Source organism: Marinobacter sp. (genome assembly GCF_965229985.1).
Taxonomy (GTDB): Bacteria; Pseudomonadota; Gammaproteobacteria; order Pseudomonadales; family Oleiphilaceae; genus Marinobacter.
Genome location: NZ_OZ245935.1, coordinates 1361134 through 1376622, shown reverse-complemented (window position 1 = coordinate 1376622; position 15489 = coordinate 1361134). Strand labels below are relative to the sequence as shown.

Below are 15489 nucleotides of genomic sequence, written 5' to 3'. Positions count from 1 at the left end.
CTCTGACGGATTTCTGGCAAATCGAAGACTATGGCTGAAAATAACAAATCTGAAGCGGCTCCCGCCAAGAAAGGGAAACTGAAGCTGATCATCATGCTGGTCGTGGTGGTAATCCTGGCGATTGTGCTGTCTGTCGTGGGCACCCTCTGGTTCCTTGGTGACGGTTTGCCGGGCATGGGGGACGACGAAGGCGAAGTGGCCGAAACCGCAGAGGAAACCTTTGTACCTAGCAGCTACCACCTGATAGACAAGGCGGTGGTAACCACCGTTCAGGCGGAAGGTCGCCAGCGGTATGCCCAGGTTTATCTGGCGCTTGAGTCCACAGATCAACAGGCACTGGAAGCTGCCAAGTTGCATATGCCGTTGATTCGAAGCCAGTTGGTGACGGTACTTGGGAGCAGCAATTTCAATGAATTGCAGACGCCCGAGGGGCGGAGCAGCCTGGCCGACCGGATGCTGACCACGGTTAATCAGGTGCTGGAACAGGAAGGCGAGCCCGCCATCAAACGGGTGTTATTCAGAAATTTTGTCGTGCAATAGCGCACGGGCCACGGTACTTCAGGGGCAGGACTACGTATGCAGGACTTGTTGTCACAGGATGAAATCGATGCCCTCCTCCATGGGGTGGACGACGGTGACATTGATACCTACGAAGAGACTGACGATACCGGCATAAAGTCCTACGACCTTGCCAGCCAGGACCGCATCGTGCGGGGCCGGATGCCGACCCTGGAAATGATCAACGAGCGGTTTGCCCGCTACACCCGAATCAGTCTCTTCAACCTGATGCGTCGCAATGCCGATGTCTCCACCGGCGGCGTCCAGATCATGAAATTCGGCGAGTACATTCACACCCTGTATGTGCCCACCAGTCTCAACCTGTGCAAAGTCCGCCCATTGCGCGGCACTTCGCTGTTCGTACTGGATGCCAAGCTGGTCTTCAAACTGGTCGACAATTTCTTCGGTGGGGAAGGGCGACACGCCAAGATCGAGGGTCGCGAGTTCACCCCGACCGAGACCCGTATTGTCCAGATGGTCCTGGATCAGGTGTTCCATGACATGAAGGAAGCCTGGCATGCGGTACTCAAGGTGGATTTCGAGTACCTGAGCTCGGAGGTCAATCCGGCCATGGCCAATATTGTCAGCCCCAGTGAAGTGGTGGTGGTCAGCACCTTCCACATTGAGCTTGACGGCGGCGGTGGTGAGCTGCATTTTGCCTTGCCCTATTCCATGATCGAGCCTATTCGCGACGTGCTTGATGCCGGGGTGCAGAGTGATATTGACGATGTTGATGAGCGCTGGGTGAACGCGCTCCAGGAAGACATTAAAGAGGTTAACGTACCGATCAACACCACGGTCTGTCGCCGCCGGATATCGTTGCGGGACATTGCCAAGATGAAAGCCGGCGACATCATCCCGGTGGAGATTCCTGAGCACCTGACGGTCACTGCCAATGGAATCCCGATCTACAAGGCAACGCTGGGTACCCGTGACGGAAAACTGGCACTGCGAATTCATGAACGGGCATCAGTGCCCAAGGTAAAGAAACAATTGAAGGTGGGACGAAATGGCTGACGACGACAAGAAAGACGAGCAGGAACTCAGCGAAGACGAAAAGCTGGCTGCCGAGTGGGAAGCCGCCATGGAAGAGTCCGGTGATGAGGGCGAACGCGAAGACGAGTGGGCCGCTGCGATGGCAGAGGCCGGCGAGACCGGTGAGGGCGAAGATGACGTTCAGGCTGCCCCCATGGAGGAGTTTGATACCGGAAGCGAGCCCGTCCAGGGTGGCGGCCCGGCTCCGGATATCGACGTTATCCTCGACATACCGGTGACTATTTCAATGGAAGTAGGCAACACCCAGATCCCGATACGGAACCTGCTGCAGCTCAACCAGGGCTCGGTTATCGAGCTTGACCGGCTGGCGGGGGAACCTCTGGACGTGCTGGTAAACGGCACCCTGATTGCCCACGGCGAGGTGGTCATGGTGAACGAGAAGTTCGGTATCCGTCTCACCGACGTGATCAGCCCGGGCGAACGCATCAAGCGGTTGCAGAAGTAACATGTGGTCCAGACTGACTGCGGCACTGGCGCTGCTTGTGATCAATCCGGTCGTTGCCCAGGAAACGGCAAAGACGGCTGCGCCTGATTCCCCGGTGCGAGCCCCGGACACCCTCGGTACCATTGTCAGCCTCGGGCTGGGTCTGGTGGCGGTGGTTGCCGTGATCTATGGCTGCGCCTGGATCATCCGGCGGATGAATGGAATGACCGGCATGAACAACAACGCCATCAAGGTGGTGTCGGTGATGGCCATCGGCGCCCGGGAGCGTATTGCTTTAATTGAGGTGGGCGGCCAGCAGATTCTCCTGGGCATTACCCCGTCAGCGATCCGGACTCTGCATGTGTTTGACGAGCCGGTTGTCGAGGCCGGCAGCGCCGGTTCCGGTGATTTTGCCCGTCGCCTGCAGGGCATGATCGGCAAATCCTGGACCTCCCCGACAAGGAACGATTAGCCCCATGCTTGCCGCAACCATCAAGCGAGTTCTTCCTTCCCTGATCGTATTGGCAGGCTTTATCTGGGCGCCTCTGGCACTGGCTCAGGAGCCTTCCGGTATCCCCGGTATACCGGCTTTCACGGTGACGCCCGGAGAAGGCGAGGGCGCTCAGGAATACTCGGTAACCCTGCAGATCCTGGCGCTGATGACTGCGCTGACGTTCCTGCCGGCCATGCTCATGATGATGACCTCGTTCACCCGCATCATCGTTGTGTTTGCCATCCTGCGTCAGGCCATTGGCCTGCAATCCACGCCCTCGAACCAGATACTTCTTGGGCTGGCCCTGTTTCTCAGCATCTTTATCATGAAGCCGGTGCTGGAGGAGGCCAATCGGGTCGCATTACAACCCTATATGCAGGAAGAGGTGACCTCCCTGGAGGCGGTCGAGCTGGCCAGCCAGCCGTTCCGGAAATTCATGCTGGAGCAGACCCGTGAGAGTGACCTGGCCCTGTTTATGCGAATCTCCGACACGCAGTACGAGACCCCGCAGGACGTGTCTTTCTGGATACTGATGCCGGCATTCGTGACCAGTGAGCTCAAAACCGCGTTCCAGATCGGGTTTATCCTGTTCATCCCGTTCCTGATTATCGACATGGTGGTGGCCAGTGTGCTCATGGCCATGGGTATGATGATGCTGTCGCCAATCATCATCTCCCTGCCGTTCAAGATTATGCTCTTTGTACTGGTGGATGGCTGGGCCCTGATCATGGGCACCCTCGCTGCCAGTTACGGAATATAGGAGGCGTCATGACTCCGGAAACCGTTATCGACATCCTGCGCGAAGCCCTCTGGATGATTGTCCTCCTTGCTTCAATCATCATCGGCCCCGGTCTGGTTATCGGCCTGGTCGTCAGTACCTTTCAGGCCGCCACCCAGATCAACGAACAGACCCTGAGTTTCCTGCCTCGCCTGTTGGTCACGCTGATCGTTATCATCGTTTGGGGCCCCTGGATGCTGACGCAGCTGTTGGACCACGCCAACCGGCTGTTCGGCAATATTCCTTACCTGATCGGCTGACGGATGATACCGGCGGAGATCAGCGCGGACGTTATCGGCCAATGGGTCGGCCAGCATCTCTGGCCTCTTTTCCGGCTGGCCAGCTTCCTGATGGTGATTCCTATCTTCGGCACCCAACTGGTGCCCGCAAGAATCCGCCTGGGGCTGGCTCTGTTGATGACCATCCTCATCGCACCCATGATTCCGCCCGTGCCTCAAGTAGAAGCGCTGAGCGCTGATGCGGTAGTGATCACGCTTCAGCAGATCCTCATTGGCGTGGGCATGGGCTTCGCGCTCACTGCGCTCTGGCAACTCTTCGTCATCGCCGGCCAGATGATCGCCATGCAAATGGGCCTGGGCTTCGCCTCCATGGTTGATCCGGCCAACGGCGTTAACGTGCCCGTACTGTCCCAGATCTATACGATCACCATCACCCTGCTGTTCCTGGCCATGAACGGCCACCTGGTTGCCTTTGAAGTCTTTATCGAAAGCTTCCGGACCCTGCCCATCGGCATGGAAGGCCTGGGGCAGACCGGCGTCTGGGAACTGGCCCACCGGATCAGCTGGATGTTTGCCTCCGCCATGCTCCTGGCGTTGCCGGCGGTTACCGCCGTGCTGATCGTCAACATCTCCTTTGGTGTCATGACGCGCGCCGCTCCCCAGATGAACATCTTCGCCCTGGGTTTCCCGATTGGCCTGATTTTTGGATTGTTTGCCATATGGGTGTTGCACGCCAATTTTCTGCCGCACTTCGATCAGTACACCCGAGAGACCTTTGATTTCATGCGGGGATTGCAGGGGCAGCCGTAAAGACTCATGGCCGAAGAAAACGACAACAGTCAGGAAAAAACGGAAGAGGCCACTCCCCGAAGGCTTGAGAAAGCCAAGGAGGAGGGCCAGACTGCCCGTTCCAAGGAGCTGGCCACCATGGCTGTGCTCCTGGCCGGCGCCGGCGGCATGCTCATGTTCGGCGCCAGCCTGGGTGCGTCGCTGGAAGCCATCATGCGCGACAGCTTTGTCATCGAGCGCTCCGCCATCTTCGACATGCGCCATATGAGCGTCCAGCTTATCGAATCCGCCAAGGAAGCCGCCTGGGCCCTCTCGCCCATTCTGGTATTGCTGCTGATCGCCGCTATCTTCGGTTCCATCGGCATCGGCGGTCTGTTGATCAGCGGCAAAGCCGTGGCCCCGAAACTCAATCGCATGGATCCCATCAAGGGCCTCGGCCGCATGTTCTCAGCGCGCTCTCTCATTGAGCTGGTCAAGGCCATCGCGAAAGTCGGTCTGGTTATGGCGTTGGCCATCCTGATCCTCGATCTGCGCACGGAGGACCTGCTGGCCATTGCCGAGGAGCCGGTGGTACCGGCCATGGAGCACGTGCTCTGGACCATCGCCTGGAGTTTTTTCCTGTTGTCCTGCGCCACCATCATCATCGCGGCGATCGACGTACCCTTCCAGATCTACGATCACCAGAAAAAACTGCGCATGACCAAGCAGGAAGTGAAAGACGAATACAAGGACACCGAGGGCAAGCCGGAGGTCAAAGGCAAGATCCGCCAACTCCAGCGTGAAATGGCCCAGCGCCGGATGATGCAGGACGTGCCCACTGCAGACGTGGTGATCACCAACCCGACCCATTACGCCGTTGCCCTGAAATACGATCAGAAGGCCATGGCTGCGCCAATTGTGGTGGCAAAGGGGGCCGATGAGGTGGCCTTCAAGATCATGGAGATTGCCCGTGAGAACAAAGTCGAGATTCTGAGAACGCCGCCGCTTACCCGGGCGGTGTACCACAACACCGACATCGGCGAAGAGATTCCCGATGGCCTCTACATGGCCATTGCCCAGGTGCTCGCCTATGTGTTCCAGCTGCGTCAGTTCCGCAAGGGGCGTGGGCCTAAGCCCGGTATGCCTGACTTCCCGATTCCTTCGGATTTGCGGCGGGATGTCTGAGTTTGGAGTTGGGTTCCTTTTGGTAGCCTGCGGGTTTGGGAGATAGCGCGGTTGTGGGTGGCCTTTTCAGGACACGCTACGAGCACATCCATGTGCGCTTGACTGTGGCCATCCATGGCCACAGACAGTCCTGAAAAGGCCACCCACAACCACTTATCAAACCCCTTCGATATCGCTGAAAAATACCAATGTTGACCGTAGGTCGGATTAGGCGAAGCCGTAATCCGACACTGCTATTTCGATTTCATTTATGTTTGTTGGATTACGGCTTCGCCTAATCCAACCTACGTGGGTTTGGCGAATTCCTGTCAGGTTTGCGAGGTATGTGGGTCTGCTTCCCAAAAATGTCTGTGGCCATGGATGGCCACAGCCAAGCGCACATGGATGTGCTCGTAGCGTTTTTTGGGAAGCAGACCCACATACCTCTTACCCCGAATCAGCAGGCTAGGGCAGGACTCGAAGGCAAGATCAGCAGCCAGCCTCAATAACCCGAACCATCGGCTCCCCGCGGCTTTCGGGAATAGGCAGCACCCCATACCAGGACCGCGGATCATGCACCGTGGCTGAGGTAAAACCACAGGACAGATAGTGCTCCCGGGCCTGGGCATCGGTCTGGAAGTGGAACGATACCTGGCTGCGAGTGGCGGCTCCGAGTATGCCGCCGAGGGCCTTGAGGGTAGTGTTCAGCAACGGCTGGCGGGGTTGGTAATAGCTCTCGGACAGGTAAACCGAACCCGGGCGTTTGGCCATGGCGGCGGCCAGTCGGCGCCAGAACTCGGTGATGGTCTCCAGTGAGAAGTAGCTGGTCAGGCCTTCGGTGATGATGATCACAGGGCCGGAATTCTCGAATACCCGGTCGATCACTTTTTCCAGTTGGTATTCGCCGTGGTCGGCGAGGATATCAATCGGTGTGACCTGATGGTGGTCGCCCAGTCGTCCCGTGGCCATCAGGCGGAGGGCTTTGCGGGCGGCCATGTCGGGCAGGTCGGCTTCGACCATGTGGAGTAGGGAGTGCTTCTGCCGTAAGCGAATCCCCCGGGGCGACATGCCGCAGGCGATTTCCAGTACCTGGGTAATGCCTTTATCCCGAATAGCCTGTTCAATCAGGTGATCAATGATGAGATGTCTTTGCAGGAGGAAGGTGCGGATGTTGCCACCGATGGCCGCTTTGCTGGCGGCTTCAAAGGGGGTCATCAGACGGTAAAGCCAGCGGCCTTTTTCCGTGGCCAGGGTGTCGTCAGAAAGCCCATACCGGTGCCAGACGGCACCGGTATAGAGGGCAGTGAAACTGATGCCGGAGCTGTCAGTCGGTTTTCTGCTCATAAACGGCTTTACCCCATGCCTCGCGGCTGCCGGGGAGTATCAGGTTCAGGATGATGGCGGCCACTGCGCACAGCGCAATGCCTTCCAGGTTGCCAAGAACCATGCCGCCAATACCGAACACCAGGGTGACACCCACGATAACCAGATTGCGAGACTGCGACAGATCCACCTGGTGGCGGATCAGTGTGTTAAGGCCAACCACGGCAATGGAGCCGAACAGCAGGCACAGGATGCCGCCCATGACGGGGACCGGGATGGTCTGCAGTGCCGCGCCGAACTTGCCAACGAAGGCCAGTACGATGGCGACACAGGCAGCCCACCACATGACCTTCGGGTTGAAGTTCTTGGTCAGCATCACGGCGCCGGTGACTTCCGAGTACGTGGTGTTGGGCGGCCCGCCGAGCATGGAGGCGGCGCTGGTGGCCAGGCCGTCACCCAGAAGGGTGCGGTGCAGGCCCGGCTTTTCCAGGTAGTTCTTGCGGGTCACGTTGCCGATGGCCAGTACGTCGCCGATGTGCTCGATGGCCGGGGCAATGGCCACCGGAATCATGAACAATACCGCCCCCCAGCTGAAGGCTGGCGCAACAAAGTTGGGGACGGCAAACCAGGCGGCTTCCTGAATCGGGGTGGTATCCACGATGCCGGCAAAAGCAGACAGGATATAGCCGGTGATCACGCCGAACATGATCGGAATCAGCCGGAAAATGCCCTTGGCCCAGACCGACATGATGATGGTCACGGCCAGAGAGATCATGGCGATCCAGATGGCGGTGTCGTAGGGGATCAGCTGGGTGGCGCCGTCACCGGTGCGACCCGAGGCCATGTGAACCGCAACCGGAGCCAGTCCGAGGCCGATGGTCATGATCACCGGGCCGATGACCACGGGCGGCAGCAGGCGACGGACAAAGCCGGTGCCCCGCAGGCGTACCAGGCCGCTCAGGAAAATGTAGAGAATACCCGCGGCCATCAGACCGCCGAGGGTTTCTTCCATGCCAAACCGGCCTTTAGAGGCAATCACCGGGGCGATAAAAGCGAAGGACGAGGCCAGGAAAATCGGGATCTGGCCGCCGGTGACTATGTGGAAGATCAGGGTGCCCAGACCGGCGGTAAACAGCGCCACGTTGGGATCCAGGCCGGTAATCAGGGGCATCAGAACCAGTGCGCCGAAGGCCACCAGCAGCATCTGTGAGCCGGCAATGGCCTGTTTCCAGACCGGGTCGTTGGTATGGTCCTGCATGCTTAAACGTCCTTCTGCTTGGTACCGAAGATCTTGTCACCGGCATCGCCGAGACCCGGAAGGATGTAGCCTTTATCGTTCAGGCGCTCGTCGACAGACGCCGTGTAGATAGACACGTCCGGGTGTTTCTCCAGAACCTTTTCAATGCCTTCGGGAGCGGCAACCAGAACCAGGGCCCGGATCTCGGTGCTGCCGGCCTTTTTGAGCAGGTCGATGGTGGAGATCATGGAGCCGCCGGTGGCGAGCATCGGATCGACAATCATGGCCATGCGCTGATCCAGTTCGCCCACAAGTTTCTCCAGGTAGGTGCTGGCTTCGAGCGTCTCTTCGTTGCGGATCTGACCGACAACGCTCACCCGGGCCACCGGAATCAGGCTGAGCACACCGTCGAGCATTCCAAGACCGGCCCGCAGGATCGGAACGATGGTGACTTTTTTGCCGTGAATCTGTTCCACGTTAACCGGTCCGGCCCAGCCTTCGATGGTCTTTTCCTGCAGATTGAAATCCTTGGTGGCCTCGTAGGTCAGGAGTGCACCAACTTCCTGTGCCAGCTCCCTGAAATTCTTGGTGCTGATATCCGCACGGCGCATGATGCCGAGCTTGTGGCGGATCAGAGGGTGTTTTACCTCGTGGATTGGCATGGGGTCACCTGTGTGTCTGGTTGGAATTTTTGCGTCGCGATCAAATGGCGCAAGGATACCGCATCTGGCAAGGGGAGTCAGGCCGCAAATGGCAGGTTCACGGAAATCCACTAAGGGCTGGTACGGATCTTGCGATAACCCTTCCAAACGACGCCCCGGTGTCAGATTTTCGACCTTTAAAACGCCTGCAGGCACGGCCAATCGGAGAAGTATCCGGCATGGACAGAGCTTTAGTCCTCAATAACGTCAAAACCCTGACGCGGGGCAATCTGGGCATTCCCATCATGCTGATGGGTTTGCTGGGCATGATGATTCTGCCCATGCCGGCGTTCCTGCTGGACGTGTTCTTTACTTTCAACATCACCCTGTCGATTGTCATTCTGCTTGTCTGTGTGTACGCACTGCGGCCCATGGAGTTTGCCTCCTTCCCAACAGTTCTGCTGGTGGCCACGCTCCTGCGTCTCGCCCTGAACGTGGCCTCCACCCGGATTGTTCTGCTGAACGGCCACGAGGGCGGTGATGCCGCCGGTAAGGTGATTGAATCCTTCGGTGCGGTACTGATCGGTGGTAACTATGCCGTGGGCCTGGTGGTGTTTGCGATCCTGATGATCATCAACTTCCTGGTGGTGACCAAAGGTGCCGGCCGGGTGTCCGAGGTGAGTGCGCGTTTTACCCTGGATGCCATGCCCGGCAAGCAGATGGCCATTGATGCGGATCTTAACGCCGGGCTGATCAATCAGGACGAAGCCAAGCATCGGCGTGCCGAGATTGCCCAGGAAGCGGATTTCTATGGCTCCATGGACGGTGCGTCCAAGTTTGTGAAAGGGGACGCCATTGCCGGTCTGCTGATTCTCGCCATCAACATCATTGGCGGCATTGCCATCGGCATGCTCCAGCACGACCTGGATTTCGGGCTGGCCATGGAGCGCTATGCGCTGCTGACCATTGGTGACGGCCTGGTGGCCCAGATTCCTTCGCTGCTGCTGTCCACGTCGGCGGCGATCATGGTGACGCGGGTTACCTCCAGCCAGGACATGGGCGGCCAGATCCTTCAGCAGATGTTCAGTGCACCCAAGGCGCTGTCTATAGCAGCCGCGATCCTGATTATCCTCGGCCTGATTCCCGGTATGCCCCACGTAGCCTTCCTCGGTCTGGGTGCGCTGGCAGCGGGAGCTGCCTGGTATATCTGGAAGCACCAGAGACAAACCGTTGAGGAAGAGGGCGCGTTTCCGGCCAGGGGCGCTGGCGGCGCAGCACCGCGGCCTGCGGGTCGTGATCTGCCGCCGGGCGGTGACGCAGGGGGCGATCAGGGCCGTCAGCTGCCGGCACCCGGAGAGACCAAAGAGTTGGGATGGGACGACGTGTCTACCGTCGATATCGTTGGTCTGGAAGTGGGTTACCGGCTGATTCCGCTGGTCGACAAATCCCAGGGTGGCCAGTTGCTCAGTCGCATCAAGGGTGTTCGTAAAAAGCTTTCCCAGGATCTGGGCTTCCTGATGCCCTCGGTCCACATTCGAGACAACCTGGATCTGATGCCCAACGTCTACCGCATCACGCTGATGGGCGTGACCATCGCTGAGGCGGAAATCCATCCAGACCGCGAACTGGCCATCGATCCTGGCCAGGTATTCGGAAAGATAGAGGGCATTGAAGGCAAGGATCCGGCGTTCGGTCTGGATGCCAGTTGGATTGAGCCGGACAAGAAAGACCAGGCCCAGACCCTGGGGTATACCGTGGTTGATGCCAGTACGGTGGTCGCCACCCATCTGAACCAGGTGCTGCAGAAACACGCCCACGAACTGCTGGGCCACGAGGAGGTTCAGAAGTGGCTGGATCAGCTGGAGAAGATTTCTCCGAAGCTGGCCGAGGAACTGGTGCCCACTACTGTTTCCATCAGTCTGCTGCTGAAAGTACTGCAGAACCTCCTGAAGGAGGAGGTGCCGATCCGGGATATGCGGTCCATTGCCGAGGCCATCGTGAACGTGCATCCGAAGAGCCAGGATCCGAAGCTGCTGACCACGGTAGCCCGGCAGTCCCTGCGGCGGATGATCGTTCAGAGTATCTGCGGCAACGAATCGGAGATACCGGTCATCACCCTGGATCCGGATCTGGAACAGTTATTGCTAAAGTCAGTTCAGCAGAGTCAACAATCCGGCGGTCAGGAAGATATTGGCCTGGTTCTGGAGCCGAATATGGTTGAAAAGCTCCAGCGCTCCCTGCAGGAGAGCGTTCAGCGCCAGGAGATGCTCGGCAAACCGGCCATTCTGCTGGTGTCCGGGCCCCTGAGGCCGGTACTGGCGAAGTTTGCCAGTTATGGGGTAGAGCGCCTGCACGTGCTCTCGTACCAGGAAATTCCGGATAACAAACAGATTACGATCGTGGCGTCCGTTGGCCAGTAACGGCGCGGATGACAGAGCGGACAGCGCCGGCACGGCGTTGCCGGTGGAGGAAGAGGCATCATGAAAGTAAAACGGTTTTTTGCTCAGACCATGGCAGAGGCGCTCAAGCAGGTCAGTGAACAGATGGGGCCGGATGCCGTGATTCTTTCCAATCGTCGGGTCGATGGCGGTGTCGAAATTGTGACGGCGCTGGACTATGACGAAAACATGGCGCGTCAGCGCCTGGGAAATCAGGCTGAAGAAGCGACCAACGGTTCCCGACTTGCCGAAATGCAGGCCGACCAGCACCGCCGTCTTGAAGACGAGCTGGGCCGGTCTCGGGATCGCATTCGGGAGGTCCGGGAAAAACGGGCGTCCCAGGGCGCCGGCTATGCCGGAGCCTCGTTTGCGGCGGTGCAGGAATCGCTGGGTGCGGGTTTTGATGAGCCTGAGATGCCCCGCGCTCCGAGGGAAGCCTATCCCGATGAGCTGGCGCAGATGCGAGCCGAGATCAGTTCCCTGCGGGACATGATGCAGGGCCGCCGGCCGGAATCGGAGCCGGAGGTTTCGGCAACCACCGCCGTTCAACAGAGGCTGGCTGAGCGCCTGCAGGAATTTGGCCTGGGCAGCGAACTGGCGGGCTCAATTTCCCGTCGCCACAAGGCCGGGCGCCTCGAGGATGGCTGGAAACAGTCCCTCAAAATGTTGTGCACTGGTGTCCGGACCTCCCGCATGGAGTGGCTGGATGAGGGTGGCGCCTACGCGCTCGTGGGCCCCACCGGTTCCGGGAAAACCACCACCATTGGCAAGCTGGCGGCACGCTACGTGCTGAAGCACGGTTCCGACTCGGTGGCACTGGTAACCACCGACCGCTACCGAGTGGCCGCTCATGAGCAGCTGTTTGTCTTCGGGCGCATCCTGAATGTGCCCGTTCGTGTGGTGGACGAGAGCCACAGTCTCGACGATATTCTGGACGAGCTGTCAGACCGTCACCTGGTACTGATCGATACCGCAGGGCTGACAAGTGCGGATAAGGGGTATCAGGAACAGCTGGCCGAACTGGCTCGCAGCCATCACAATATCAAAACGCATCTGGTAGTCTCGGCAACCAGTCAGCCGCGCATCATGAAATCCGTCTGGCATTGCTATAAGATGGCAAATCTTGCGGGCTGTGTGATGACCAAGATTGATGAAGCCCTCACACTGGGTGAATCTCTCGGCTTTGTGATGGAAACCGGTCTGCCGGTAGCCTATTACACAGACGGGCAGAAAATTCCTGAAGACCTGCACCACGCAGAAGCCGTTCCGCTGGTGCGGCTGGCCGTGGACCGGCTTAAAACACTCCAGCAACAGCAGGCGGTCGCAGAGGGGGCCTGAACTCATGAACCCCGGACCGGACAAACAAACAGCGAGCGTCCGAACAACAGCCCCCGGCTAGACGTGGCGAGAGACAAAAAACAGTATGAGCAAAGCACAACCGGTACAGGTGATTGCAGTTTCCGGCGGCAAAGGTGGAGTCGGCAAAAGTAACGTGTCGGTGAACCTCGGAATCGCCCTGGCGCAGAAAGGCCGGAGAGTGGTGCTGCTCGACGCCGACCTGGGGCTGGCCAATATCGACGTATTGCTTGGTATTACCGCCAACCGTAATCTTCAGGATGTGCTGGCGGGCGATTGTGATCTCAAGGACGTTCTGGTGAATGGTCCCGGCGGCATCAAGATTGTTCCTGCCTCCTCCGGTACCCAGAGAATGACCCAGCTCAGCCCCATGGAGCATGCCGGGTTGATTAACGCGTTCAGCGAGCTGGGGGATCAGATTGATGTCCTGATCGTGGATACCGCTGCCGGTATCTCGGAATCGGTGGTCAGCTTTCTGAGAGCGTCCCAGGAGTTGTTGCTGGTGGTCTGTGACGAGCCCACGTCGATTACCGACTGTTACGCCCTGATCAAACTCATGAACCGTGACTACGGTACCAACCGCTTCCGTATCCTTGCCAACCAGGTACGAAACGAGCAGGAAGGCCGGCATCTTTTCGAAAAACTGACCCGGGTCACCGAGCGCTTCCTGGATGTGGCACTACAATACGTCGGGATGGTGCCTTACGATGAGGCTGTGAAGAAAGCGGTTCAGCGACAGCGTGCAGTGCTGGATGCCTACCCCAGGGCGAAGGCGTCACTGGCTATCAAGGCTCTGGCGGATAAGGTAGACAGCTGGCCGTTGCCGTCCTCTCCCCGCGGGCATCTGGAATTTTTTGTGGAGCGGCTCGTCGAAGTCTGAATCGGATCCAGTCAAACAAAAACCCGGATACATGACATTGGCGAAAAACCTCGGAATCTATAACCAGTCGGGTGCGCAGAAGCCGTCACAGCTCATTGAGCAGCATGCGCCGCTGGTCAAGAAAATTGCCCTTCACCTGATGGCCCGCCTGCCTGCTTCGGTTCAGCTTGAAGACCTGATGCAGGCCGGCATGATCGGCCTGCTTGAGGCAGCCCAGCGCTACAGCTCTACCAAAGGTGCAACCTTCGAGACCTACGCCGGCATCCGGATTCGCGGGGCCATGGTGGATGAAATCCGCAAGGGCGACTGGGTTCCCCGTTCCGTCCATCGCAATGCCCGCCGTATTTCCCAGGCTATCAAGGCCGTTGAAGACCGTTTGGGTCGTGAAGCTCAGGATCTGGAAGTGGCCGAGGAGCTGGGCATGGGGCTGGCGGAATATCACTCTTACCTTTCCGATTCCAACAGCGGCCGACTTTTTAGCCTCGATGAGCTCAATGAATCCGGAGAGCTGCCGATAGAACAGACAGAGACGCAGGATAATCCCCTTGAGGGATTGTCCTCCGATGCCTTCCGGCGCAGCCTCGCTGAGGCCATTGAAGACCTGCCGGAACGGGAAAAACTGGTGCTGAGCCTGTATTACCAGGAAGAACTGAACCTCAAGGAGATTGGTGCAGTGCTTGGCGTCAGCGAGAGCCGGGTAAGCCAGATTCATAGCCAGGCGGCCCTGCGCCTTCGGGGACGGCTGTCGGATTGGCGCCAGGAATCGGACAGCTGATTGCGTTCAGTCTGTGTCCTCGAAGAGGCAGTCTGTAGTTTTTGGTAACCGATGCTTTACAACCGAAGCAAAGGTCTGACAATAAGCGGTTAAAACAGCGGCCTGCTAGACTTTGAACGCGAAGGTCAAACGAATTCCGGGTGTTACTAACTGGAGGTCCCATTGGACAAAAACATGAAAATCCTCATTGTGGATGATTTCTCCACAATGCGACGGATCATCAAGAACCTGCTGCGTGATCTGGGCTTCACCAACACCGATGAAGCAGACGACGGCAACACAGCTCTGCCGATGCTCAAGAGCGGCAAGTACGATTTTCTGGTCACCGACTGGAACATGCCAGGCATGTCCGGTTTCGATCTGCTCAAGGCCGTTCGGGCGGACGAGAACCTGAAAACCCTGCCGGTATTGATGGTAACGGCTGAGGCGAAGCGGGACCAGATTGTTGCCGCTGCCCAGGCGGGCGTGAACGGCTATGTTGTCAAACCGTTCACCGCCGCGGTGCTCAAGGAAAAGATTGAGAAAATCTTTGAAAGAATCCAGTAACCAGAGGTCGGATGGCTCTCATGAGCGATAGCAAAAAGAACCATCGGGGCCTTGAACCGGAGGTGACGGAAAAGCTCCAGCGGCAGGCAGCAGAACTGGCAGAGAGTGTTGATGCGGGTGATTATGCCAAAGCCATGACCCTGATCAATGAACTCAGTGAGGTCAGGGATCAGAGTCTGTATCGCGAGGTCGGGCGATTGACCCGGAGCTTGCACGAAGCAATCCGGAACTTCCAGATTGATCCCCGTAACGCCGAACAGCAGGAAGCACTGTCAATGATGACAGATGCCTCCGATCGCCTCGAATACGTCGTGCAGATGACTGGTGAAGCGGCCAACCGGACCATGGATTTGGTTGAGGAAACCATGCCCGTGGCCAATGCCCTGCGGGACGAGGCCGCTGCTTTGCGCGATGAGTGGCAGCGTCTGCGTCGCCGGGAAATGCAGCCGGCCGAGTTTCGGGAGCTTTATGGCCGGATTGATCGCTTTTTCGTCAGTATGGCTACCGACGCTGACACCATGTACAGCAACCTGTCGGAAATCCTGCTGGCCCAGGATTATCAGGATCTGACGGGGCAGGTTATCCAGAAGGTCACTGCCCTGGTGAAAGAGGTTGAGGAACAGATGCTCAGCCTGGTGGTGATGGCCAGCCATGTGGACCAGCTCACGGGCACGGTGCACCAGATTGAAGAAAAAGAAGAGTCTGCGGAGAAGGGCGTCGGGCCCCAGATCAAGGCCGATGAGCGTGAAGATGTAGTTTCGGGACAGGACGACGTAGACGACCTGTTGTCCAGTCTCGGTTTCTGAATGAAGA

General features: G+C 58.3%; 17 protein-coding genes. 14 read left to right on the top strand and 3 right to left on the bottom strand.

Features of this window, described 5'->3' with window-relative positions; translation table 11 throughout:
• Positions 1 to 30: 30 nt before the first annotated feature.
• Genes ACO06L_RS06245 through flhB form a run of 8 tightly spaced genes read left to right on the top strand, consistent with a single transcriptional unit; the run spans position 31 to position 5501 of the window.
• Positions 31 to 540 carry a flagellar basal body-associated FliL family protein gene (locus ACO06L_RS06245; protein ID WP_202346898.1) on the top strand — a complete coding sequence of 170 codons (510 nt, stop codon included), beginning with the start codon at positions 31 to 33 and terminating at the stop codon, positions 538 to 540.
• A gap of 36 nt (positions 541 to 576) precedes the next feature.
• A complete protein-coding gene (fliM, locus tag ACO06L_RS06240) occupies positions 577 to 1575 on the top strand; it encodes a flagellar motor switch protein FliM (RefSeq protein WP_062782258.1) in 999 nt (332 codons plus the stop codon).
• The gene (gene fliN / locus ACO06L_RS06235) at positions 1568 to 2059 is read left to right on the top strand and encodes a flagellar motor switch protein FliN (RefSeq protein WP_202346897.1); all 492 of its coding nucleotides are present in this window, start codon (positions 1568 to 1570) and stop codon (positions 2057 to 2059) included. Before fliM ends, fliN begins: the two co-directional genes overlap by 8 nt.
• A gap of 1 nt (position 2060) precedes the next feature.
• The gene (gene fliO, locus ACO06L_RS06230) at positions 2061 to 2510 is read left to right on the top strand and encodes a flagellar biosynthetic protein FliO (RefSeq protein WP_202346896.1); all 450 of its coding nucleotides are present in this window, start codon (positions 2061 to 2063) and stop codon (positions 2508 to 2510) included.
• Between the two features lie 4 nt (positions 2511 to 2514).
• A complete protein-coding gene (fliP, locus tag ACO06L_RS06225) occupies positions 2515 to 3291 on the top strand; it encodes a flagellar type III secretion system pore protein FliP (protein ID WP_064228804.1) in 777 nt (258 codons plus the stop codon).
• 8 nt (positions 3292 to 3299) lie between these two features.
• A complete protein-coding gene (gene fliQ, locus ACO06L_RS06220; protein ID WP_008173075.1) occupies positions 3300 to 3569 on the top strand; it encodes a flagellar biosynthesis protein FliQ in 270 nt (89 codons plus the stop codon).
• 3 nt (positions 3570 to 3572) lie between these two features.
• Positions 3573 to 4358 (top strand): flagellar biosynthetic protein FliR, encoded by a 786-nt coding sequence (fliR, locus tag ACO06L_RS06215; protein WP_104320353.1) that lies wholly within the window; start codon positions 3573 to 3575, stop codon positions 4356 to 4358.
• Between the two features lie 6 nt (positions 4359 to 4364).
• A complete protein-coding gene (gene flhB / locus ACO06L_RS06210) occupies positions 4365 to 5501 on the top strand; it encodes a flagellar biosynthesis protein FlhB (RefSeq protein ID WP_064228806.1) in 1137 nt (378 codons plus the stop codon).
• 468 nt (positions 5502 to 5969) lie between these two features.
• Here the strand turns inward: flhB and ACO06L_RS06205 are convergent, their stop codons facing one another.
• The 3 genes from ACO06L_RS06205 to upp are packed head-to-tail and all read right to left on the bottom strand — an operon-like array spanning position 5970 to position 8702.
• Entirely contained in the window at positions 5970 to 6824 is an 855-nt protein-coding gene (locus ACO06L_RS06205; protein ID WP_202346895.1) for a class I SAM-dependent methyltransferase, read from the bottom strand.
• On the bottom strand, positions 6805 to 8061 hold the full coding sequence (locus ACO06L_RS06200; RefSeq protein WP_202346894.1) for a uracil-xanthine permease family protein: 1257 nt from the start codon (positions 8059 to 8061) through the stop codon (positions 6805 to 6807). The genes ACO06L_RS06205 and ACO06L_RS06200 overlap by 20 nt, the downstream gene beginning before the upstream one ends.
• A 2-nt stretch (positions 8062 to 8063) precedes the next feature.
• Positions 8064 to 8702: a uracil phosphoribosyltransferase gene (gene upp / locus ACO06L_RS06195; protein WP_064228809.1), complete on the bottom strand. Its 639-nt coding sequence runs from the start codon at positions 8700 to 8702 to the stop codon at positions 8064 to 8066.
• 218 nt (positions 8703 to 8920) lie between these two features.
• On the opposite strand from upp, the gene flhA reads away from it, so the two are divergent.
• The 6 genes from flhA (at position 8921) to ACO06L_RS06165 (ending at position 15482) form a co-directional block, all read left to right on the top strand.
• Entirely contained in the window at positions 8921 to 11101 is a 2181-nt protein-coding gene (gene flhA, locus ACO06L_RS06190) for a flagellar biosynthesis protein FlhA (RefSeq protein ID WP_202346893.1), read from the top strand.
• Positions 11102 to 11161: 60 nt separating this feature from the next.
• The gene (gene flhF / locus ACO06L_RS06185) at positions 11162 to 12457 is read left to right on the top strand and encodes a flagellar biosynthesis protein FlhF (protein ID WP_202346892.1); all 1296 of its coding nucleotides are present in this window, start codon (positions 11162 to 11164) and stop codon (positions 12455 to 12457) included.
• Positions 12458 to 12542: 85 nt separating this feature from the next.
• Positions 12543 to 13355 carry a MinD/ParA family protein gene (locus ACO06L_RS06180; RefSeq protein WP_064228812.1) on the top strand — a complete coding sequence of 271 codons (813 nt, stop codon included), beginning with the start codon at positions 12543 to 12545 and terminating at the stop codon, positions 13353 to 13355.
• Positions 13356 to 13386: 31 nt separating this feature from the next.
• A complete protein-coding gene (locus ACO06L_RS06175; RefSeq protein WP_202346891.1) occupies positions 13387 to 14130 on the top strand; it encodes an RNA polymerase sigma factor FliA in 744 nt (247 codons plus the stop codon).
• Between the two features lie 162 nt (positions 14131 to 14292).
• Complete coding sequence (gene cheY / locus ACO06L_RS06170; RefSeq protein ID WP_008173086.1) at positions 14293 to 14676, top strand: chemotaxis response regulator CheY; 384 nt, start codon at positions 14293 to 14295, stop codon at positions 14674 to 14676.
• Positions 14677 to 14696: 20 nt separating this feature from the next.
• Positions 14697 to 15482, top strand: a complete 786-nt coding sequence (locus ACO06L_RS06165; protein ID WP_104320479.1) for a protein phosphatase CheZ — start codon at positions 14697 to 14699, stop codon at positions 15480 to 15482.
• The last annotated feature ends 7 nt before the right edge of the window (positions 15483 to 15489 follow it).